The sequence below is a fragment of the Erwinia rhapontici genome, from assembly GCF_012271765.1.
GTDB lineage: Bacteria > Pseudomonadota > Gammaproteobacteria > Enterobacterales > Enterobacteriaceae > Erwinia > Erwinia rhapontici.
This window is the reverse complement of sequence record NZ_VRKO01000004.1, coordinates 26,481-46,958: the sequence shown is the minus strand read 5'-3', so window position 1 is coordinate 46,958 and position 20,478 is coordinate 26,481. Positions and strand designations below refer to the sequence as shown.

The following is a 20,478-nucleotide window of genomic DNA, read 5'->3' as shown; positions in this document are numbered from 1 at the left end:
AAATAAACAGCGTCGGGCCGGATAACAATCCGGCCCGTGAGTCCCTTAGATAATGCAATTAAGGGAAAAAGAGCGGGGGAAAACCCACACTCTTTTCCGCTTTCATCCGTGATTAAATCGCATCTTCCGGTGCGTTAAGGTCGCGACCGCGTGTTTCCGGTGCCACAAACGTGGTCAGGAAACCGATACCTGCCATCACCGCAAAATAAGTGGCAATCGGCCACCAGTGACCCGTCCAGGCCAGCAGTGCCGACGCCACCAGCGGTGCCGTACCGCCTGAAAGAATCGACCCCAGCTCTTTAGCAGTGGCCATTTTGGTATAACGATGATGAACGCCAAACATCTCCACGCCCCAGGCCGCCTGTACGCCGAAGATCCCCAGCGATGCCAATCCCATCCCGACGACGATCGTACTGATGACAATGGCCGGTTCACGCGAGTCCAGCAGCATAAAGGCCGGGAACGCATAGAGGATCAGCAGCAGGCAGAAGCAGCGATAGGTAATACGGCGACCAAAGCGGTCCGACAACCAGCCCGCCAGCGGGATAATCAGGAAGCCCAGCAGCGAAGCAATAAACACCGCCGTGGTCGCCACCGATTTATCCACTGCCAGCACTTTCACCACATAACCGATAATAAAGCCCTGCGCCAGATAGGATGGACCGTTCTCACCGATACGCAGACCAACCATGGTCAGGAAGGCACGGCTACGGCGCCAGAATCCACGGGTATCCTCTACGACGGGCGCGGCGGCCAGCACCTGCTCACGTTCGGCTTCCAGCTCTGCTTTTTTGCGTTCAAATACCGGGGTTTCACGTAAGTGACGACGGATCCATAACGCCACCAGCGCAATCAGCGAACTGCACAGGAACGGAATACGCCAGCCCCACTCTTGCAGTGATTGTTGGTCCATCTGCACCACCGCCAGCCAGACCAGCGATGCCAGCAGCGTGCCGCTGTTAGAACCGAGCGCAATAATGGAGGAGACCAGACCGCGACGCTGCGCGGGTGCGTATTCGCCCAGCATCACCGTACCGCCGGACAGCTCTGCACCCGCACCAAAGCCCTGACTAAAGCGTAGCAGCACCAGACACGCCGGTGCCCAAAGGCCAATAGAGGCATAGCTGGGGATAAGACCAATCAGTGTGGTGGAGGCACCCATCAGGATGATGGTGGAGACCATGACGACTTTTCGACCTTTACGATCGCCGAGCCAGCCAAAGAACAGTGCGCCAATCGGGCGGGCAATAAAGCCAACCGACCAGGTCGCGAAGGTAGAGAGGAGTGCCATTTCTGGCGTTGCTTCGGGGAAGAAGACATCACCGAAGATAATCCCGGCGGCCAGCCCATATAAAGCGAAGTCGGCATATTCCATTGCTGTGCCAAGCCAGCACGAGAATGTTGCCCGCCAAAAATCCTTACGCCCTTCCGGGGTGGCTAAACGTTCATCTGCCGCCGAGTTGGCCGACATTGCAGTATCCTGTGCAACGCTTTGAGGTGTAGACATGAAAAATTCCCTGATGTGAGGAGTTTTATTCGGCGCCATCCCTGGCACGCACTCCTCCGTCGGAGGAAAATTCGCCAGTGAACAGGCCGTGTTATAAAGCCATGACGAAAGGTCGTTTACCCTAAATAATTCGAGCTGCAGGAAGGCGGCAAAGGAGCGAACCCCGATGAGCTTACTGAAGTAAGTGATTCGGGTGAACGACTGCAGCCAACGCACATGCAGCTTGAAGTATGACGGGTAAAAAGGTTCCCTGGTGTTGGAACGCTATATTCGCTTTGCGCCGACGGTCTAAAATTGACCAATCGTATAAGTAACGCGAAACAAATTTGACCTTCACGTAGCTGCTAACCATCAAGCACCGTGAATTTTCACTACGCAGCTATTGTATCTACGCGTGTAGATAAATCAAGGTAACGAAACGGCAATCGTTAGATTTTCTTGACATTCAACACAACTGATTGCTTAGAAAATCAATAAAATCAATGAAATAAATCGGCCAAAAAACATGCGATTTTTTTCACTATTGAAACCGTGCGCAAACTTAAGGCAAACGAAGCTGAACACGCTTTCAACACCGACGTTTTAGCCCACGAGTATTGCGAAGAGATGACAATCTGCACATTAGCTTCAGGTTTGTGTTTGTCGGGGGGGATGGTTAAGCTGAAAAACACACGTAGAGCCTGGCCCAGTAGGCGTACATTAATGGCAAATAAAATAGCCTAATGGGATAGGCTCTTATCAGGCGGGAAATAATGACGATTACATTAATGCGCCACGGCAAGCCCGATCACTCTCTGCCAGGCCGCCGCTCGTCACTGGCGATGGCGGAATGGTGCGAGGCCTACGATCTGGCCGAGATCTGTGACCTGCCGCCAGAACGCAGCCTGAGGCTGGCCGCAGAGGCGGATTGGATTGTCACCAGCACATTACCGCGTGCCATTTCGTCGCTGGCAAAACTCGGCAGGCAGGCCAACCGGGTCGATGCAGTCTATCGTGAAGTGGCACTGCCCGTTATGCCGCTGGCCTTCCCGGCTTTATCGCCGCTGCTGTGGCTGCCGCTGCTGCGGGTGATGTGGCTGCTGGGCTACGCCGGACAGGTAGAGTCTTACGCTGAGGCAAAACAGCGTGCGGTGCTCGCCGCCGATCGCCTGATCGCCCTGTCTGCCGAAGGCAATGTACTGCTGGTGGGTCACGGCATTATGAATAAGCTGATTGCACGCCGCTTACGTCATCTTGGCTGGCTGGGAGAGAAACACGCCAGCAGCCGCTACTGGAGCAGCGCCATTTATCATCCACCGGTGATTTAGCGCTAAAGGCGCATGAGAGCAGGTCTGGAGAGATAATGGTTATGATTCAACCAGTTCGCGATATCGTATTTTTGCCTGGAAATGCATCATACACATGTTAAGCGCTGGATCGTGCCGCAGAGTTACATTATAATCCTGCGCCTCAGGCCCCATAGCTCAGTTGGTTAGAGCACGCGACTCATAATCGCTTGGTCGCTGGTTCAAGTCCAGCTGGGGCCACCAAATTTATCAAGGACTTAGACAGGAAACTGGCTGAGTCCTTTTTGTTTTCTGGCGTTACAGGTGAGGTAGTGGGTGATGTCATCCACATGCTGCATCACCTGCTATCAGCACACAGAACATAGGAGCCTGTTTGACAGACTCGACAAGAAAGTGAGTGAGCGGCGTGACAAAGAAGCCGGCTTCGTCAGCCTTAAACAAATTTGCTTGTAGTATGAGATCTGTCAGGCCATCAGCGTCATGGCAAGATCTTGCCGCGCTTATCAACGTTAATTAGAAACGGGCAATACTTATCTTCGTTATGCAACGGGTGGGCATCTGTGGTCTGTGCTTCGCTGTTGTGTGCCCTGATTTTCATCATTAGTGGGGCGAAGTCTGGCGTGAAGAAAGTTTTGACTATATACCCCAATCTACTCTGACAGATTGTTACAACATAACACGTCCTGCGCATTCAGGATGTCTTCTCGCTTTTCATTGAGTCGGGTAGCCGCGTAGACATCGATATTCAGCTTTGACGATTCGTGATCGGACAGCTCCCGGTAGCATAGACCCTCCTGATTGAACGTGCACTTTGACTGCGGCATCAAGGCAAACCCCTTGCCCCGGGCGATGTGGGTGAGCATAACCAGTGAGTCATCTGGCTCTTTGATCCGCTTAAGCGGAAACCTGAGCCGATCGAAGTAGCTTTCGCACTTATCGTAGAAGGTGGGATTGGCGCTTCTTGCAAACCAGAAGAGCGGTAAATCACAGATGTCTTCCAGCGAGACTTTTTCTTTCAGGCTTGCAGGATGCATAGCCGGCATTGCCATTAACAGCGGCTCGCGGTAGACCCAACGGTACTGGACGATGTCTTCATGACCGGTGCCTTTCTCGCCAGTCAGCACAAGATCAAGCGTGTTTTTTGACAGACATTGAAGCAGCTGCGCCGATGTCAGATTGGGAGTTTCAACATCATCGCCGGCATCCAGTTTATTGAGCTGTTTGTTGATAGGCTCTATCAGCTCAAAATTCAGCGTACGGGTGAGACCGATACGCAGATTCTTCTTTGAGGAAGGTGAAGCCGTTTTCATTTCGCTGAGCTGCTGAAGGAGCTTCTCTGCCCTGATAACCAGTTCGCGACCAGCCTCTGTCAGACTGACCTCGTGCGTGCTGCGGCTGAACAGCTGTATCTCCAGCACAGCTTCCAGGCACTTTATCTGACGGGTCAGAGGAGGTTGGGTCATCCTGAGACGTTCTGCGGCTCTGCGGAAGTTCAGCTCATGTGCGACAGCGAGAAAGCACTGAAGCTGCTTAACGCTGGGGAGGTTGCTACTGATTAAATGTTCTGCAATTGCCATAGATTCCATCCTTCAAATAGAAAAATTATTCTATCTTATTTATACGTAAAGATATAACACGGAATTTCATTTCAGAAAAAGGCTCTTTTACAGTAATACAAAATTTATATTACACATTTAACAATTCCACCTGCGTCACAGATTGATAAATTACACTCGAAATCTAATCCCATATCCTTTCGGAGATAATAATGTCATCTAACTATGTGCTGGTGTCTCGATTCCCATTAAAAAATACTGTTTCTGCTGATACTTTCTCGTCATTAAAAAACACTGAGAGCACGCGCTATTATTTTTGTGAAGAACAGGGTGTAAATGAATTACTGGAACTTCGTTCGTTTAACGACATTAAAGAAGTATCATGGGTGGAAGAAGAGATGGAATCTATGTTCCATCAGTTTGCTGACGTTCTTTCCGCGGATATTCGCAGAGAACTTCTGAAGTTTGTCGAGTCACCTATCGACAGCAAGAGAGATCTCCCTGAGACAAAATATATTCAGCTGCGCCATGTTGAAGTTCCTGCACACAATTATGAGCAGTATCGCCAGTGGCGCGACGAAACGATCTTCAACGTTGTAAGAGATAATAAAGACAAGATCGAAAGCTTTGAAGCTTTTCACTCGCTCATCAGTGGCGTGCCAGGTGTGATGTTCATTTCTGCGTTCAATGGCGATAAAGAAACGTATAAAGAAGCCTTTACCAATGCACGCTACCAGGAAATCATTCAGCAGGCAGGTGATAACTATATTACCGGAGGAAATGAAGGCCTCTATACCCGTATCTATCGTGCTTGTTGTTGCTGAGGAATGATTCATGAATTGTAAGAAACTGGTTGTTGTCGGCGATAAATTCAATGAATTCGCAAATGGAAAAGATGTCCTGACTATTTCTCAGCTGGAGCTGTTAACGCAAATCCCTGCAAATATCATCGATAAAGAACATGAAATTATTATCGGGCAGGGTGTGCGTAAGGATTTTGCCGGGAAAGTGCTTTCAAATCAGGCGAGAAATACCATTCACGGCAATAAACTAAAAATGTGTTCTCTTGAAAAGCTTGTTAACGATAAAAAGAATGAACACTGCCATAAACGGCTGGAGCAGAATGTCCTGATAGGTCCTGCAGAACAGACTGAGCACAACAGTAATCTTTTTGCTATGCCGCTGTTGATCGATGAGCGCTGTGAGCTGATGGCCGATCATCAGACCGGTCAGCATATTCAGGGAATGCTTTTGGTAGAGGCAAGCCGTCAGGCGTTTATCGCCATTACTGAAGAATTTATCTACAAGCAGGAAACGGAGCGTTACTACGTCATTAACAGCATGGCGATAAACTTTTCGAGTTTTCTGTTTCCTTTACCTGCGCTGGTTCATTTTGAGTATCTTGAGAAGGACGTTAATGACCGCCGTGGCCGTTTCAAAGCCCAGGTGCGCGTAACGCAGCATCAGATGCTTTGCGCCAGCATGGACGTCTCATTCACCGTATACCCTTCAGGGCTGATTTCTGAGAAAGAGAAATCCCTGGCTGAGGCGGCTATGCAGGCAGCGATAGTAGAACATCAGGGTGCGACCTTTGAGGTAGCGCATGCCTGAAATAAGCAGTCAGAAATACCGTCTGACTGCTACCACGCAGGGGCCGCTTTATCCCCCTGCGGAGGTAATGGATCAGGATGGTAACTTTGTCGTGGTGGGTATGGTGCCAGGAGACAACGGCCTGGCATGGCGCAGCATGATTGTGGCGGCAGACAGCCCGCTTCCGGGCTTTGGAGAAACGGCACCCTACAAAATATTGCGTGATATCGATGACATGTCACAGGCAGAACTGAAGGACGTGATCCTGCATACCCTTCCGCTGCCGGTACCGCTGAATAATTACGGGATGCTGTTCGCGCCAGAGCAGCGGCCACAGGCTAATACCGAAAGCCGGCCTAGCCTGCCTTTGCATGAAGGCTACATCGCAGATTACCGCAGCAGTGACGGTAAACGTCAGATCCCGCCTGTCACGCTGGCAGACTGGTTACGCGCTGAAGGCAGTCTTGAGGTGTTTCTGTCAGGAGACAGCCGGCGCGCGCTGTTCAGGTTCTCATTTCGCAACCTGGTTCCCGACAGTGTTTATACCGTAATGAGCCTGCGTGAGCAGGATCTGGCAACTGAAAATCCAAGCCGGCCGGGACCGCTGGGTATCCCTAACGTATTTATTACCGACCACGATGGCAATGCGGATTACTGGGCGGAGTTACCCGATCCGTTCCCGGCACATGAACGCAATGATAATCGGGTAATTAACGTGGTTGTCCTTTATATGAGTTCCCGCCAGAGCTACGGGGGCGCAATTGGGCTGTATGGGCTGGGTGGTGATATCCATGCACATCTGAAACTGAAAAGCCGCTCATTCGATGAATTAATTACCGTAAAGTGAGTTAAAAATGCCATTTGTACATATCACGACCTGGCCTGCTAAAGACGAAGGCGACATGCTCAGGCTGCATGAGGACATTACCTATGCCGTGCATAAAAACACCGGAGCACCGCTGGATAAAATCTCTGTAGTGATTTCTGAAATACAGCCCTCACGCTGGTCTGATGCAGGTATTCCCGGCGATCATAAAGATTTCCCGGTAAAAAGCCGAAGAAAGAGTTACGAGGAATAAGCTTTGCAGAAATCAGCCGCATTTTTTGATGTCGACGAGACCCTTATAACAATTAAAAGCATGTTTGATTTTTACGCATTCTGGTGTCGTGAAAATAATGAAATGAACACGCTTGAATGCTATATGACGCAGTTTAAGGAAAACGTTAAAAAAGGAACGAGTCGCGAGTATCTGAACAGAGAGTATTACCGACAGTTCTCAGGGGTCAGTTATAAAAAACTGGAAGAGGTGGGTGAAAAATGGTTCCGATCACAGTGTGTAAAAACTCTCTTTATTAACAGTGCCGTCGCAGCCCTTAAGCAGCATCAGGCGGAAAACAGACTGACTATCTTTGTTTCAGGATCGATGCGTCCTGTACTTGCACCGGTTGCCCGATATCTGGGTGTCACGGAGATTCTCTGTGCCCCACTGGAACTCACTGAGGCAGGAACACTGACAGGTGAAATAGGCACGCCGCAGACCATTGGCAGTGGCAAACGGGAGGCGCTTATTGCGTTCTGTCGCGGAAAAGAAATCAGTCCTGCGGATTGCTATGCCTATGGAGACGATCTCTCCGATATTCCCATGCTTGAATCCGTCGGCCATCCGATTTGCGTAGGAAAGAAGTCATCGCTTGCCAGTCATGCGATTCACCAACACTGGCCCGTTATTTAAATCATTCCAGAGGTAAAAAATTATGAACGTAGAAAGCACTCCGCAGGATATGACCTTAAGGTCGTGGCTTGCTCTTTTTATTCTGGCTCTCTCAACGTTTACGATCGTCACCACAGAGCTGGCACCTGTTGGCCTGCTGACGCCAATCGCAAACGGCCTGCATGCGTCTGAATCAGCCGTGGGTATGACGGTCTCACTGTATGCATGGGTAGGTGCACTGAGCGCACTTTTTGCATCAGTGTTTCTGGGCAATGTGGCCAAGAAGCGGCTGCTGCTTACGCTCACCGTGATCCTTTTCCTGTCTAACGTACTGGCCGCGACGGTGAGCACTTACACGGTACTACTGGCTGCACGTGTGCTGGGAGCGCTGGCACACGGTGCATTCTGGGCAATGATTGGGGCAACGGCCGTCTCCATTGTGCCGACAAGATATATTGGTGCCGCTACCTCAATCGTATTTGGTGGCGTATCTGCAGCCAGTGTGTTTGGCGTGCCGGTTTCAAACTATATCGGCATTCACTTCGGCTGGCGGCAGGCGTTCTGGCTGATGGCGATACTCAGCGTGGTGGCATTTGCCGGTATCAGCGTGCTGATCCCACAGATCACCAGCAAAAGCGCAATTGGCTTTGAGGCGCTCAAAAGCGTACTGAAATCATCTGCACTGTGGAAAATCTATTCTGCTACGCTGCTCGCTGTCACCGCGCACTTTGCTGCCTTTACGTACATTGAACCCTGGCTGCACACGCAGCATTCACTGGCCACATCTGTTATTCCGGCTGTGCTGTTTGTATACGGTATTGCGGGACTTGCCGGCAATTTCCTGACCGGCATGATGATTGATAAATATCTTAAGGCGACAGTATCCATTTCAGTACTGCTCATTTGTGCGGTACTGGTATTCCTGGGAACTTCCGGTTCAGCGCTTTCAGGCAATGCTGTCTTCACCGCTATGGTTATCTGGGGCGTGGCAGTATCCGGAATCTTTGTGGGCTTCCAGACGTGGGTCCTGCGCCTGGCTGAAGATAAAACCTTTCCTGCCTCTGCGGTTTACGTTTCATTTTTCAACACTGCTATCGGTATCGGTGCCTCTGCCGGTGCGTGGATGGTATCCGCATTTTCAGTTCCGATGCTCTACGTCGTAGCCGGCGTGGCCATCGGGCTCTCTGTACTGCTGGTGGCGGCTATCCCGACGCGCGTGGCGTCTGCACAAAACGTTCTGGAGAAATCTTATGAGTGAAGCTAGCGATCTGACCCGTTATGGCAAAGACATCATGGACCGCCTTGAACCCGGTCTTGCCGATAAAGTCACCGGACGACTGGCTGAACTTGATCCTTCATTACCGGCCCTGATCACCGACTACGCATTTGGTGCAGTGGTGGGACGCCCCGGGCTGGACCTCAAGACCCGTGAAATGCTGACAGTGGCATCACTTGTCACGCTGGGTAATGCGATGCCGCAGCTGGAGCTGCATATGAGAGCGGCGCTCAATACCGGCGTCACGCCCGAGGAGTTGCTTGAAATCGTAATTCAGATGGCGGTTTATGCAGGCGTCCCGGCTTGTATGAATGGCCTGACTGCCTATCGTGCCGCAATGGCGGCAACCGGGCATACATTACCCGGTCTGAAAGGAAAAAGTGCATGAATGAAGTAGTGATTGTTTCTGCAAGACGCACGGCAACCGGTGCATTTATGGGTGTACTGTCCGGGCACTCGGCCGTCGCGCTGGGAAGTCATGTTATACGCGCGCTTCTTGAAGAGTCCGGCGTCAAAGCCAGTGAGATTTCACAGGTCATTATGGGACAGGTTCTGACCGCCGGCTGCGGTCAGAACCCCGCACGCCAGTCCGCACTGAAAGCCGGACTGCCTGTCGAAACACAGTGTATGACCATCAACAAAGTCTGCGGTTCGGGCCTGAAATCGGTTCATCTGGGTATGCAGGCACTGCTCACCGGAGAGGCAACGTTTGTGATTGCTGGTGGTCAGGAAAGCATGTCCAGTGCACCGCATATCCTGACATCGTCGCGTACCGGGACACGTCTCGGAAACAGCGAGATGAAAGACAGTCTGGTATCTGATGGGCTGTGGGATGCTTTTGATGATACCCACATGGGCGTTACTGCTGAAAACGTGGCGGATGAGTTTGGTATCACTCGTGAAATGCAGGACGAATTCGCGCTTTTATCTCACATGAAGGCAATCAGGGCGCAGGAGCAGCACCTCTTTGAACGCGAAATTGTTCCTGTAGAGTGGCAGAACAGAAAGGGTGAAACGCAGAGGGTTGATACTGATGAAGGTCCGCGTCAGACCAGCATTGAAAAGCTCGATAAGCTCAAACCTGTATTCAGAAAGGGGGGCACAGTAACTGCTGGTAATGCCTCCTCACTTAACGACGGTGCCGCCGCTGTTCTTCTGTGCACCCGGCGTACGGCTGAGGCACAGGGATTGCCGGTTCTGGCTTCTCTGGGAGAGTTCACCAACTCAGGTATCAAGCCGGCACTAATGGGTGCCGCTCCGATACAGGCAATCACAGACTGCCTTACCCGTTCAGGCTGGAAGCCAGAAGACATTGAACATCTCGAATCAAATGAGGCGTTTGCGGCGCAGGCTCTCGCAGTTATCGCTCAGACAGGCATTTCACAAGAGCGCATCAACCCTTACGGTGGTGCTATCGCGCTTGGTCATGCTATTGGATCGTCGGGGTGCCGTATACTGGTCACGCTTGTACACGGCCTGATACGAACCAACAGCCAACGCGGTATGGCTGCACTGTGTGTTGGCGGTGGCGAAGGTGTCGCGCTGAGCGTTTACCGGCAGAAAAGCTAACAGTCAGCCGTCATATCCAGAAATAAAAAAACCGGGCAATGCCCTAATGCTGGTCACTTAAGGTGATCAGCCGTTTTTCTCGCCGAATATTTCTGTGCATTTACTCTTCGTTTCCGAGGGTAACTTCGCTCTCTTCTCCCCCGGTAATACCCGCCATTTTCTTTCTCATACAACGTTGTTAGCTCGCCACTCCTGCCGCACCAGTTCTGGCAACTTGCTGCGTAACGTCCAGCGACTGTCCAACATTCCCTGTTTCACTTCCCGATAACCCCGTTCGATTTTCCATCTGTGTCGATATAAGTCACTGATATTATTGCCCGGATAGCGATTCTGGTCTGTACGCACGACTTGATATTGTGTGTGTGTGTTTTCAGCGGCTGAAGGCAGCGCTGTTTTCCGGCGTGTCTGCCGTGCGCCAGACAACACCATCCATGGATTCAAGAGGAAGTTTGTGTTTGCGGAGCGTGACAGTGTCAGTCAACGTTAACGCTTTCTGAATGAATTCAGCAGGAATGAGGTCTGAGAGGCTACGGGCGTACTCTGGGAAGGTGGCATTGATAATGCCGAGGGCTTATGAAAGTTCCATTTAAAAAGGGTCCATGATGAACATGAACCCTTTTTATACCAGCCACCGGATCGGCATTAGGGCATTGCCCGGTTTTTTATGAGCTCAGTACTCAGGCGTTAACGCCTTTCATGCCCTCCTCAGAGTAGCGGCCGCCTTTGATCTCAACGCGCTGATGAATGTTGTTCAGCAGGGTGATATCGGTTGCTTCCAGAACAATATTGGCCGCCTGCGCATTCTCGGTCAGGTAACTGATGTGCTTGGTTCCTGGGATAGGCACCAGCTTGTCATACTGTGCAAGCAACCAGGCCAGCGCAATCTGACCCGTAGTGCAGCCATATTTTTTCGCGAGCGGGCCCATAACATCAAGCAACTGAGCATTGTGATCAAGACTCGACTGGATGAACCGCTCATTGTTTTTGCGGAAGTCACCTTCTGCAAAATCACTATTATTACGATACTTACCGGTCAGGAAACCTCTGCCCAGAGGAGAGTAGGGAACCAGACCAATGCCCAACGCTTTCACAGCTGGCAGGATTTCCTGTTCAATATCGCGCGTCCAGAGTGAATATTCGGTCTGCAGGGCTGCCAGCGGGTGTACGGCATGTGCCCGGTGCAGGGTAGCCGCAGAGACTTCACAAAGACCGATGTGGTTAATCTTGCCTTCTTTAACAAGGCGGCTCAGGCATTCCATGCTCTCTTCGATGGGCGTCGCCTGGCTGACCCGGTGCAGATAAAAAAGATCAATACGTTCAACGCCCAGTCTTTTGAGAGATTCATTACAGCAGCGGGTGATGTAGTCAGGCTGGTTGTTGATGGTGCGGGCGTAGGATTCATCAGGCGAGCGATCGATGCCACACTTGGTGGCGATTTTGAACTGCTCACGAGTCGTCTTGTCCAGACCGGCAAGAAAATGGCCGATCAGACGTTCATTGTGGCCACGGCCATACAGGTTTGCGGTGTCAATAAAGGTGATATCGAGGTCAACGAGTTTATGTAAGAGCTTCAGGGAGGCCTGATCGTCAGTCTGACCATAAAATTCGCTCAGCCCCATGGCACCATAGCCAACAGAACTGACAGAGAGGTTTTGAGATAGATTTCGGGTATGCATAAGTTCTCCTTTTTAAGCTATCTGATTGTTTCATCTCTATTCGAATTGATGAATTGTCATTTTCGTTATGCAAAAAAAGTATCGGACTGAGTGTTTAGATAGTTGGCATGGCTTCAATATATATATTACCGGTATGACGCTGTCCGAGAACGATACGTGGGGCGTTGACGTACTCAGCCCACTCCCCCAACGGGGAGGTGACGAGTGACATATTAATTGATAGGATACCTATTCATTTATCTATTCACTTATCTATTCACTCAGTGATTCAACATTATGCCTGATCGCTTCGACACGATACGCCAGTTGCTCAGTCAGGGGCCAATGCAAGCACGGCAACTGATTGAAAAAATGAAAATTAGCCAGCCAACACTGTCCCGTGCATTGAGGCAGCTTGGTGACGATCTTGTTCGATTCGGGGCGGGTCCCTCTATTCAATATGCCCTGCGCGATACCTGGCGCAGATTCAGGTCTGCACCTGTTTACCGCATCACCGATGAAGGGCGCGTTCAGCCTCTTGGCGAGCTGATTCCGGTTCGCCCTGACGGGTTTGTCATGGTGCAAACCGACAATGTGAGCCTCCATAGCGACGGGCTGCCGTGGTGGCTGTTTGACATGCGACCGCAAGGATATCTCGGGCGAGCCTGGGCATCGACGCACGCGGTCGGGCTGGGCCTGGCGGCGAACCCAGAGCAATGGTCAGACGCGGATGTGGTCAGGGCGTTGCTCGCACAGGGTCATGATGCGATCGGCAACCTGCTGATAGGGGAGCAGGCACGGGAGCGTTTCCTGGAGATGCCAGAACCCCACCCCGTTGATCGCGACACAACCTACCCCGAGCTGGCCGTGGCGGCGGCTGCGGGTGAGGCGCCAGGATCATCTGCGGGTGGTGAACAGCCGAAATTCTGCACCTATACAGAACGTGGCCATGTGTTAGTGAAATTCTCGGCCCCGGATGACAACCCGGTTAGCGAACGCTGGCGCGACCTCCTGCTGGCCGAACACCTGGCGCTAAAGGTGCTGGGTGTTAAAACAGAGGTATTTGATTTTGCTGGACAGCGCTTCCTCGAGATCCCCCGATTCGATCGCATTGGCCAAATGGGCCGTGTCGGCGTCTTCTCGCTGCGGGCACTGGATGCAGAGTTTGTCGGTAATGCCAGGGCTTCATGGCCAGCGCTGGTCAATAGCCTGATTACGGAAGGCCATGTCCATGCTGATGCCGCCGTTGACACCGCACGGCTTTGGGCATTCGGGGTCCTGATTGGCAATACCGATATGCACCACGGAAACCTGTCGTTCATCAGTCACCATGGTCGCCCATATCACCTCGCACCAGCCTATGACGTTCTGCCTATGGGGTTCGCACCCAAAGCGAGTGGCGCAATCGTGAACGAGCTTCGACCCGCGTCACTATCGGAAGTGATTAGTGGGGATGTCTGGCGGGAAGCACTGGGTCTGGCGGAGAACTTCTTTGCTATAGCCAGCAGCTGCGATCGCTTTTCCGCCAGTTTCACCCCCTGCCTTGAGGCCTTACGCCGCCACCTTGACGAGGCCAGATCGCGTATCGCCCGCCTGGGATAAGAGGCGGGTTCAACGTTATTGGGCGGTTCATTTTTCCGATCAACCTACTCCACCCGCACCACCACCTTCCCTTTCGCTCGCCCGGTCTCAACATAGGCCAGCGCCTCTTTGATCCCGGCGAAGGGAAATACCCGGTCCACCACTGGCTTAATCACCCCGGCCTCCACCAGTGCGCTAATCTCACTGAGTTGCGCCCCGCTGGCGCGCATAAAGACAAACGAATAGCGGATGCCGCGCCGTTTAGCCTGCTTCCGGATGCGGAAACTCAGCAGGCGCATCACCTGCTTCAGCCCCCAGGAGAGCCCCTGTTCCGTGGCAAATGCCGGGGTTGGCGGGCCGGAGATGGAAATCAGCTGGCCGCCAGGTTTCAGCACCTGCAGCGATTTTGCCAGCACATCACCGCCCAGGCTGTTCAGCACAACATCGTAGTCATGCAGAAGGGTGGCAAAATCCTGCGTTTTATAGTCGATAACCACATCAGCCCCCAGCGCTTTCACCCATGCCACATTGGCTGTGCTGGTGGTGGTGGCAACGAAAGCGCCAAGATGTTTGGCAAGCTGGATGGCAATGGTGCCCACGCCGCCGGAACCGGCATGAATCAACACCTTCTGCCCTTTTTTCAGTTTTGCGGTCTCCACCAGCACCTGCCAGGCCGTCAGGCTGACCAGCGGGAGGGAGGCCGCTTCTTCCATGCTGAGATTGCCAGGTATTAACGCCAGATCGTGCTCGTTAACCGCAATATACTGCGCAAAGGTACCAATTCGCTGCTGGGCAGGCCGCGCATAAACCGGGTCGCCAGAACGAAATCGGGTCACCTCAGGCCCGACACTCACCACCACGCCCGCCACGTCGTTACCCAAAATCAATGGCAGTTTATACGGCAGGATCAGCCTGAACTCGCCTTTGCGAATTTTGGCATCCAGCAGATTCACACTGGTTGCCTGCACCCGGATCAGCACGTCATCCGCCCGCAGTTCGGGTTCAGGTCTATCAGCGATGCGCCCGCCGTTTTTGCTGCTGTAACCCTCAATAATAAAGGCTTTCATCACTGTTCAGACCTCGATGTCGAATGGGGCAACCGTGATCAGAACGACGGAGATCGTGTTCATCGTTTGCTCTCTTTTGTGGGTTTTATAGATGATGGTTATCATCATTGTGTTTTTAGATGATGTATGACATATATAATAAATGTCAAACAACATTTAAAACCCACGAGGGCAATAGCATGAACTACACCACGTTTGGTCGTAACAGCGGTTTACGCGTTTCTGCACTGGCACTGGGCACCGGAAACTTCGGCACTGGCTGGGGTTACGGTTCAGAAAGAGAAGAAGCAAAACAGGTCTTTGACCGCTACGTCGAAGCCGGTGGAAACTTTATTGATACCGCAGACGCTTACCAGTTTGGGCAGTCTGAGGAGATAGTCGGGGAGTTTATCGCCGCAGAGCGCGACCGCTTCGTTGTCGCCACAAAATACAGCTTAAGCGCCTCACCAGAGCCGGGCATCTCGCGTACCGGCAACAGTCGTAAAAATATGATCCAGTCGGTCGAAAACAGCCTTAAGCGACTGAAAACAGATCGTATTGATCTGCTGTGGGCACATTTTGACGACCAGCTCACCCCACTCGAGGAGATCGTGCGTGCGTTCGACGATCTGGTGCGCGCAGGTAAGATCCAGTACGCCGGATTGTCCAATTTCCCCGCCTGGCGCATTGCCCGGGCAGACACAATCGCTGAACTGCGCGGCTGGTCGCGCATTGCCGGCATTCAGGTGGAATACAGCCTGGTGCAGCGCACCGCCGAGCGAGAGCTGCTGCCAATGGCTGAAGCACTTGGGCTGGCAGCGACACTCTGGTCACCCCTTGGCGGCGGTCTGCTCACAGGAAAATACCGTCAAAGTAACGAAGGACGCCTCACCGGATTCGGCGGGCGGCTGGTGCATACCGAACAGGACACCACGCTGCTGGATACCGTTTTTGCCGTCGCCGGGGAGCTGAATGTCCTGCCACTTCAAGTGGCCATCGCGTGGCTGCAAGACAAAGCCGCGCGTTCCAGTACCAGCCTGATCCCCATCCTCGGTTCCCGTAATCTGGCGCAGTTAAACGACACATTACAGGCGCTGGAAGTGAGGTTAGATAACGCTCAGATTGCCCGACTGGATGCCGTCAGCGCCATTTCAGCAGGCACGCCACACGATCAGATTGCCAGCACCCTGCCGAGAGCACAAGGCGGCGGTGAGTTTGTCAAAGCCTGGCCGCGGGCCTGAGTGAGTTATTGATGAAGGGCATCATCTATTGATGGTGCGAGACACATCCCCTAAGATGATGCCCTCAAACAACAGGAGCAGACGATGGCCCGTGTATCTAAACAGCAGATGGAGCGTAACCGCGAGGAGATTATCAAGGTCTCTTCGCAGCTCTTCCGTGAGCGGGGATTAAACGGCGTCAGCGTCAATGATTTGATGGCCGCCGCCGGGTTAACGCACGGCGGTTTTTACGGGCACTTTGAGTCAAAAGATGAGCTGGCCGCCATCGCCAGCCGCAAGGCCTTTGACGACTCTGCGGCGCGCTGGCAGGCGATCAATCAGCAGCCGAATCATCACACGTTGCGCACACTGGCCGAACATTATCTTTCTCCCGCTCATCGGGATGGCGTACAGGATGGCTGTGCCATTACGGCGTTAGCCAGCGATATCGCCAGGGAAAGCGCGGATAAACCGGTACGTGAAGTGTATCTCGACGGCGTGAAAGGCATGCTGGGAATGCTGGAGTCGGTTGCGAATATCGATGATGAAGCACAGCGTCGTCAGCATGCTCTGGTGCAGTTTTCCCTGCTTATCGGCGCACTGACGCTGGCACGTGCCACCTCCGGGGATAACCTGTCAGATGAATTCCTGACGGCCGCAAAAGCAGCGCTGCTGGCAGAGAAGAAATAGCGATCAGAAAAGGGAATGGTTAACCAGATAGAAGGCGTGCCGCCCGTCGGCCAGCAGGCTCTGATGGAACGCCAGCACGCTGTCAGGCGTCAGCGCCTGCAAGTCGGTGATATTGGGCTGAGGAATCATCTGCTGCGCCCGCAGCCAGCGATCGCGACTGGCCTCCAGCGCCCCGGTTGGCACCTGCTGCTGTTCCTTCAGCACTATCTGGCATGTTTCCCACAGCGCCTCCGGGCTGAGCGCCGCCAGCCCGGTATTCATCTGCACTAAGAAGTGGTCTATGCGTGCCGCCAGCTCCGCCGTCGTGAGATGCGGGGATTGCAGCGCAAACAGGATACCCGATCGCCCCGCCGCCTGATAAAAACGACAGCTCACCACATAGCCAATGTTCTGTTCCACACGCAGGCGCTGGAAAAACAGCGGCTGATAAATCATTGCTAACAACTGCCAGGCGGCCAGGCACGCGGTACTCTCCTCCACCAGCGGGCAGAAGCGCAGCAGTGCGGCCTCCGGGCTGCGGGTCGCCACCCGGTATTCGGACTGAGGGGGCAAGGGTTGCGGCAGCGCACTCACCGCAGGATTGATCAGCGCCGGAAAGGCACTCAGCAGGCAGGCCAGCTGTTGATGCAGCTCGCGGTCGCCGCCCTCCAGCAGCGCCCGCCAGGGGAGGTTGAGCGGCGTCTGGCCGCCAGCGGGATTGTGCAACGGCTGCAACGTTTCCGGCAGTGCACCGAGTAATGCCCGCACGGCAATATCATCGTGCAGCGCCTGACGCTGGCGCAGAGACTCACGCTCACCGCGTGCGATCACCCCTGGCGGGATATCCGCCAGTAGCGCATTTAGCGATGCCAGCGTACTGACCATCAGCGCCGCCTCCCCCTGTAACTGGATCAGCCAGTGTCCCTGCGGGCAACCGATCGCCAGTTCGCCCCCGCGATGGGCGCAGCTCGCCGCCAGCGCACGCAGACGGGCCTGCACGATCTGCCCCCAGGGCGATGGCAGGTTGCTTTCGGGGCTGAGCAGCAACACAGCGGGCGATTCATCGCGGCGATGATGGGCCAGCGTTGCCTGACGCGCAGGCAACGTGGGGATGGCAGGCGGCAGGGGTTGTGGGAAGAACACGAACGCCTCACCTGATGTATCAGGCTGAACCGGTGCCCGCACGCCCGGCTGGCAGGCCAGCGTCCAGCCCTGCACGTCGAGCTGATCCAACGGGGGGCTGTCAGCAATCCACAGCCGTGATAATGGCGCGGCAGACAGCAGTGCGAACAGTATTGCGCCCTCGTCGTCCCCGGCCGGAGCAAAACCAAAGGCACTTTCACGCAACTGATCCATCACGGGTAACTGCGCGAAGTGGCGGCTGGACAACTGCGCATAATGATCGCGTTGCGTCGGGGTGAGCCGTGCCAGCTGTGCCAGCCAGTGATGCACCCGCGCTTCAGCCCGATCGGCATCCCCGGCATCCACCAGTACCAGTTCAAGGGAGATCACCGTCTGCTGCGCGCTGCGGTACGGCAGCAGCAGGCGGGCACCGTCGCACAGTTCCTGCTCGCGCAGCGAGGCCATCAGGCTGCCCGGCGCCTCATCCAGCAGCAGCTGGCGCAGCAACGCCAGGCCGCCGTCGATCCGCTGATCCAGCAGGAAAGAGAGGCGCAGCCGCGGTGCACCGTTCAGTTGCAGGGCGATATCACACTCAGCAGCAGGCGCTAATGCAGGCAGCGCGGGGGGGAGCACCGCGCCCGCCGGGAAGGCTTCTGCGGCCTGCTGGGCCAGCCGCCACAGCGCCTCGATCGGCTGCGGCCCCTGCAGCCACAGCGTCACCGTATCCGCATGGTAATACCGCTGATGGAACTGTTGCAGCGCCGCACGCAGCGCCGTGTGATCGTCGCCAAAGCCCGCTGCATTGCCGGTCTGGAAGCGTTGCCACGGATGGGCAGCAAAGGCGACACTCAGCGCCGCATCACACAAGGTGTCCTGATGGTCGGCGAGCAGGCGGCATTCGGCATCAATGGTCGCGACTTCCTGGCGGATCGCGCTGGCAGACAGCAGCGGCGCCGCCAGCATATCCGTCAGGCGGGGCAGTGCATCGGCCAGTTGTTCGGGGGCGCACTCGAAAAAGTACGCGGTGCTGCTGCCGAGGGTGGTGGCGTTCAGCCGCCCTCCCCGGGCAGGCAGCCAGGCCATCAGACGCTGGTCATCCTGAAAAGCCGGGCTGCCGGCAAACAGCAGGTGCTCAAGCAGATGCGCCAGCCCCGGCCAGGCATCCGGCTCATGATGGCTTCCCACATCCACCTGCATCAACGCGGCGGCACGCGTGGCCTGCGGGTCTGAGATCAACTCAACCCGTAAACCGTTGTGCAAGCGCCGCTGTTGATGCTGCATGCGTCAGACCTTGAAGATCAGCTGAGCATTCACCCGCTCAGAGTTAGCGCGGTTGCGGAACTGCAGCTGGCTGACCTGAATATTGGTGCAGTTGGCCTGTTCACGCGCTTCCAGGATCATATGGTGATGCTCTGATTTGCTGCACACCGGGTCGGCATTATCCGCATCGCCCGTCAACATAAACGCCTGGCAGCGGCATCCACCAAAGTCCTTCTCTTTTTCCGAGCAGGAGCGGCAGGGTTCCGGCATCCAGTCAAAGCCGCGATAGCGGTTAAAACCAAACGAGTTAAACCAGATATCCTCAAGGCTCTGCTCCAGCACCGACGGGAACTGAACCGGCAGCTGACGCGCACTGTGGCACGGCAACGCCATGCCTTCTGGCGTCACACTGAGGAAGATCGCTCCCCAGCCCCCCATGCAGCCTTTTGGACGTTCTTCGTAATAATCAGGCGTGACGAACAGCAGGTTCGCGAGGTTATCGCTGGCAGCCATTTTCTCGCGATAGCGGTGCACCACGGCTTCCGCCCGCTCAATCTGGTCACGCGTGGGCAGCAGCCCTTCACGGTTGAGCTGCGCCCAGCCGTAGAACTGACAAGTTGCCAGTTCTACGTCATCCGCTTCCAGCTCGATGCAGAGTTCGATAATCCGGTCGATCTGGTCAATATTGTGGCGATGCAGCACAAAGTTCAGCACCATCGGATAGCCGTGCGCTTTCACCGCACGCGCCATCTCCAGCTTCTGCTGGAAGGCTTTCTTCGATCCGGCCAGCGCCGCATTCAGCACTTCATCGCTGGCCTGGAAGCTGATCTGAATATGATCCAGCCCGGCTTCGGCAAAGGCATCGATCTTCTTCTGCGTCAGGCCAATCCCGGAGGTGATCAGGTTGGTGTAAAAACCCAGATCGCGGGCGGCTTTGATCAACTCGGGCAGATCTTTACGCACCAGCGGTTCCCCGCCGGAGAAGCCGATCTGCACTGCGCCCATCGCCCGTGCCTGTTTAAATACCTCGATCCACTGCGCGGTACTCAGCTCTTTTTCCTGCTGCGCAAAGTCCAGCGGGTTAGAGCAGTACGGGCACTGCAACGGGCAGCGATAGGTCAGCTCGGCCAGCAGCCACAGCGGCGGTTTTACGGCAGGATTAAGCGGGTTCACGGAAAATAATCCACTTCTGTTCACGCGCGGCGGCGAAAAAATCTTTCACATCATCATCCACGCCGCCCGCTTCCGGGAAACGCGTGTTCAGCGCCAGGATAATCTCTGACAGCGTACGTTGCCCATCCACCAGCTCGAGGATCATCGTGGCGCTGTCGTTCAGTTTTGCCATGCCTTCCGGGTAGAGGATCACATGGCAGCCCTGCACTTCTTCCCACTGTAAGCGGTAACCACGGCGGAACATTGGGGTCATTTG

Annotated in this window: 20 protein-coding genes, 1 tRNA gene and 1 pseudogene; 13 read left to right on the top strand and 9 right to left on the bottom strand. The window is 54.3% G+C overall.

Annotated elements, in window-relative coordinates; genetic code table 11:
- Positions 1–112: 112 nt before the first annotated feature.
- The gene (locus FVB43_RS02235) at positions 113–1,507 is read right to left on the bottom strand and encodes an MFS transporter (protein ID WP_167863334.1); all 1,395 of its coding nucleotides are present in this window, start codon (positions 1,505–1,507) and stop codon (positions 113–115) included.
- A 752-nt stretch (positions 1,508–2,259) separates the two neighbouring features.
- Here FVB43_RS02235 and FVB43_RS02230 point away from each other — a divergent pair.
- Both FVB43_RS02230 and FVB43_RS02225 read left to right on the top strand, forming a co-directional pair.
- The gene (locus FVB43_RS02230) at positions 2,260–2,814 is read left to right on the top strand and encodes a histidine phosphatase family protein (protein ID WP_133842430.1); all 555 of its coding nucleotides are present in this window, start codon (positions 2,260–2,262) and stop codon (positions 2,812–2,814) included.
- 145 nt (positions 2,815–2,959) lie between these two features.
- Positions 2,960–3,036, top strand: a tRNA-Ile gene (locus FVB43_RS02225).
- Positions 3,037–3,443: 407 nt separating this feature from the next.
- On the opposite strand, the gene FVB43_RS02220 is transcribed toward FVB43_RS02225, so the two are convergent.
- On the bottom strand, positions 3,444–4,370 hold the full coding sequence (locus tag FVB43_RS02220) for a LysR family transcriptional regulator (RefSeq protein WP_133842431.1): 927 nt from the start codon (positions 4,368–4,370) through the stop codon (positions 3,444–3,446).
- Positions 4,371–4,561: 191 nt separating this feature from the next.
- Here FVB43_RS02220 and FVB43_RS02215 point away from each other — a divergent pair, with 191 nt between their 5' ends.
- From FVB43_RS02215 to FVB43_RS02180, 8 genes are read left to right on the top strand one after another with little or no spacing between them, the layout of a single operon-like run.
- On the top strand, positions 4,562–5,173 hold the full coding sequence (locus FVB43_RS02215) for a hypothetical protein (RefSeq protein WP_133842432.1): 612 nt from the start codon (positions 4,562–4,564) through the stop codon (positions 5,171–5,173).
- Positions 5,174–5,183: 10 nt separating this feature from the next.
- Positions 5,184–5,960 carry an AfsA-related hotdog domain-containing protein gene (locus FVB43_RS02210; RefSeq protein WP_167863333.1) on the top strand — a complete coding sequence of 259 codons (777 nt, stop codon included), beginning with the start codon at positions 5,184–5,186 and terminating at the stop codon, positions 5,958–5,960.
- Positions 5,953–6,786: a hypothetical protein gene (locus tag FVB43_RS02205; RefSeq protein ID WP_159336846.1), complete on the top strand. Its 834-nt coding sequence runs from the start codon at positions 5,953–5,955 to the stop codon at positions 6,784–6,786. The genes FVB43_RS02210 and FVB43_RS02205 overlap by 8 nt, the downstream gene beginning before the upstream one ends.
- A 7-nt stretch (positions 6,787–6,793) precedes the next feature.
- Entirely contained in the window at positions 6,794–7,018 is a 225-nt protein-coding gene (locus FVB43_RS02200) for a tautomerase family protein (protein WP_133842435.1), read from the top strand.
- 3 nt (positions 7,019–7,021) lie between these two features.
- Positions 7,022–7,672 (top strand): HAD family hydrolase, encoded by a 651-nt coding sequence (locus FVB43_RS02195; protein WP_167863332.1) that lies wholly within the window; start codon positions 7,022–7,024, stop codon positions 7,670–7,672.
- A gap of 22 nt (positions 7,673–7,694) precedes the next feature.
- The gene (locus FVB43_RS02190; protein ID WP_167863331.1) at positions 7,695–8,909 is read left to right on the top strand and encodes an MFS transporter; all 1,215 of its coding nucleotides are present in this window, start codon (positions 7,695–7,697) and stop codon (positions 8,907–8,909) included.
- Positions 8,902–9,315 carry a carboxymuconolactone decarboxylase family protein gene (locus FVB43_RS02185; protein ID WP_133842438.1) on the top strand — a complete coding sequence of 138 codons (414 nt, stop codon included), beginning with the start codon at positions 8,902–8,904 and terminating at the stop codon, positions 9,313–9,315. The genes FVB43_RS02190 and FVB43_RS02185 overlap by 8 nt, the downstream gene beginning before the upstream one ends.
- A complete protein-coding gene (locus tag FVB43_RS02180) occupies positions 9,312–10,496 on the top strand; it encodes an acetyl-CoA C-acetyltransferase (RefSeq protein WP_159336844.1) in 1,185 nt (394 codons plus the stop codon). The genes FVB43_RS02185 and FVB43_RS02180 overlap by 4 nt, the downstream gene beginning before the upstream one ends.
- Positions 10,497–10,685: 189 nt before the next feature.
- On the opposite strand, the pseudogene FVB43_RS24820 reads toward FVB43_RS02180, so the two are convergent.
- The 3 genes and pseudogenes from FVB43_RS24820 to FVB43_RS02165 all read right to left on the bottom strand — a co-directional run.
- Positions 10,686–10,835 (bottom strand): annotated as a pseudogene (locus FVB43_RS24820) (transposase); the annotation flags it as partial.
- Between the two features lie 31 nt (positions 10,836–10,866).
- The gene (locus FVB43_RS24815) at positions 10,867–10,995 is read right to left on the bottom strand and encodes a hypothetical protein (RefSeq protein ID WP_422718012.1); all 129 of its coding nucleotides are present in this window, start codon (positions 10,993–10,995) and stop codon (positions 10,867–10,869) included.
- Positions 10,996–11,173: 178 nt separating this feature from the next.
- The gene (locus tag FVB43_RS02165; protein WP_133842440.1) at positions 11,174–12,172 is read right to left on the bottom strand and encodes an aldo/keto reductase; all 999 of its coding nucleotides are present in this window, start codon (positions 12,170–12,172) and stop codon (positions 11,174–11,176) included.
- A 276-nt stretch (positions 12,173–12,448) separates the two neighbouring features.
- Here FVB43_RS02165 and yjjJ point away from each other — a divergent pair, with 276 nt between their 5' ends.
- Positions 12,449–13,753, top strand: a complete 1,305-nt coding sequence (gene yjjJ, locus FVB43_RS02160) for a type II toxin-antitoxin system HipA family toxin YjjJ (protein WP_133842441.1) — start codon at positions 12,449–12,451, stop codon at positions 13,751–13,753.
- Between the two features lie 44 nt (positions 13,754–13,797).
- Here yjjJ and FVB43_RS02155 read toward each other — a convergent pair whose 3' ends face one another.
- Positions 13,798–14,799: an NADP-dependent oxidoreductase gene (locus tag FVB43_RS02155; RefSeq protein WP_167863330.1), complete on the bottom strand. Its 1,002-nt coding sequence runs from the start codon at positions 14,797–14,799 to the stop codon at positions 13,798–13,800.
- A 179-nt stretch (positions 14,800–14,978) separates the two neighbouring features.
- Between FVB43_RS02155 and FVB43_RS02150 the strand changes: the two genes are divergently transcribed.
- Together FVB43_RS02150 and FVB43_RS02145 are read left to right on the top strand one after the other, a co-directional pair.
- Positions 14,979–16,019 carry an aldo/keto reductase gene (locus tag FVB43_RS02150; protein WP_133842443.1) on the top strand — a complete coding sequence of 347 codons (1,041 nt, stop codon included), beginning with the start codon at positions 14,979–14,981 and terminating at the stop codon, positions 16,017–16,019.
- An 84-nt stretch (positions 16,020–16,103) separates the two neighbouring features.
- On the top strand, positions 16,104–16,688 hold the full coding sequence (locus FVB43_RS02145; RefSeq protein WP_167863329.1) for a TetR/AcrR family transcriptional regulator: 585 nt from the start codon (positions 16,104–16,106) through the stop codon (positions 16,686–16,688).
- Between the two features lie 3 nt (positions 16,689–16,691).
- Here FVB43_RS02145 and pqqF read toward each other — a convergent pair whose 3' ends face one another.
- The 3 genes from pqqF to pqqD are packed head-to-tail and all read right to left on the bottom strand — an operon-like array spanning position 16,692 to position 20,475.
- Complete coding sequence (pqqF, locus tag FVB43_RS02140) at positions 16,692–19,070, bottom strand: pyrroloquinoline quinone biosynthesis protein PqqF (protein WP_167863328.1); 2,379 nt, start codon at positions 19,068–19,070, stop codon at positions 16,692–16,694.
- Between the two features lie 3 nt (positions 19,071–19,073).
- Positions 19,074–20,222: a pyrroloquinoline quinone biosynthesis protein PqqE gene (pqqE, locus tag FVB43_RS02135; RefSeq protein ID WP_197931250.1), complete on the bottom strand. Its 1,149-nt coding sequence runs from the start codon at positions 20,220–20,222 to the stop codon at positions 19,074–19,076.
- Positions 20,209–20,475 (bottom strand): pyrroloquinoline quinone biosynthesis peptide chaperone PqqD, encoded by a 267-nt coding sequence (gene pqqD, locus FVB43_RS02130; RefSeq protein WP_167863375.1) that lies wholly within the window; start codon positions 20,473–20,475, stop codon positions 20,209–20,211. Before pqqD ends, pqqE begins: the two co-directional genes overlap by 14 nt.
- Between the last annotated feature and the right edge of the window lie 3 nt (positions 20,476–20,478).

Coding starts and splice junctions, on each gene's coding strand:
- FVB43_RS02150 (WP_133842443.1), top strand. CDS start 14,979: ATGAACTACACCACGTTTGGTCGTAACAGCGGTTTACGCGTTTCTGCA.
- FVB43_RS02220 (WP_133842431.1), bottom strand. CDS start 4,370: ATGGCAATTGCAGAACATTTAATCAGTAGCAACCTCCCCAGCGTTAAG.
- FVB43_RS02215 (WP_133842432.1), top strand. CDS start 4,562: ATGTCATCTAACTATGTGCTGGTGTCTCGATTCCCATTAAAAAATACT.
- pqqF (WP_167863328.1), bottom strand. CDS start 19,070: ATGCAGCATCAACAGCGGCGCTTGCACAACGGTTTACGGGTTGAGTTG.
- pqqD (WP_167863375.1), bottom strand. CDS start 20,475: ATGACCCCAATGTTCCGCCGTGGTTACCGCTTACAGTGGGAAGAAGTG.
- yjjJ (WP_133842441.1), top strand. CDS start 12,449: ATGCCTGATCGCTTCGACACGATACGCCAGTTGCTCAGTCAGGGGCCA.
- FVB43_RS02185 (WP_133842438.1), top strand. CDS start 8,902: ATGAGTGAAGCTAGCGATCTGACCCGTTATGGCAAAGACATCATGGAC.
- FVB43_RS02165 (WP_133842440.1), bottom strand. CDS start 12,172: ATGCATACCCGAAATCTATCTCAAAACCTCTCTGTCAGTTCTGTTGGC.
- FVB43_RS02145 (WP_167863329.1), top strand. CDS start 16,104: ATGGCCCGTGTATCTAAACAGCAGATGGAGCGTAACCGCGAGGAGATT.
- FVB43_RS02180 (WP_159336844.1), top strand. CDS start 9,312: ATGAATGAAGTAGTGATTGTTTCTGCAAGACGCACGGCAACCGGTGCA.
- FVB43_RS02210 (WP_167863333.1), top strand. CDS start 5,184: ATGAATTGTAAGAAACTGGTTGTTGTCGGCGATAAATTCAATGAATTC.
- FVB43_RS02205 (WP_159336846.1), top strand. CDS start 5,953: ATGCCTGAAATAAGCAGTCAGAAATACCGTCTGACTGCTACCACGCAG.
- FVB43_RS02155 (WP_167863330.1), bottom strand. CDS start 14,799: ATGAAAGCCTTTATTATTGAGGGTTACAGCAGCAAAAACGGCGGGCGC.
- FVB43_RS02190 (WP_167863331.1), top strand. CDS start 7,695: ATGAACGTAGAAAGCACTCCGCAGGATATGACCTTAAGGTCGTGGCTT.
- FVB43_RS02235 (WP_167863334.1), bottom strand. CDS start 1,507: ATGTCTACACCTCAAAGCGTTGCACAGGATACTGCAATGTCGGCCAAC.
- FVB43_RS02200 (WP_133842435.1), top strand. CDS start 6,794: ATGCCATTTGTACATATCACGACCTGGCCTGCTAAAGACGAAGGCGAC.
- FVB43_RS02230 (WP_133842430.1), top strand. CDS start 2,260: ATGACGATTACATTAATGCGCCACGGCAAGCCCGATCACTCTCTGCCA.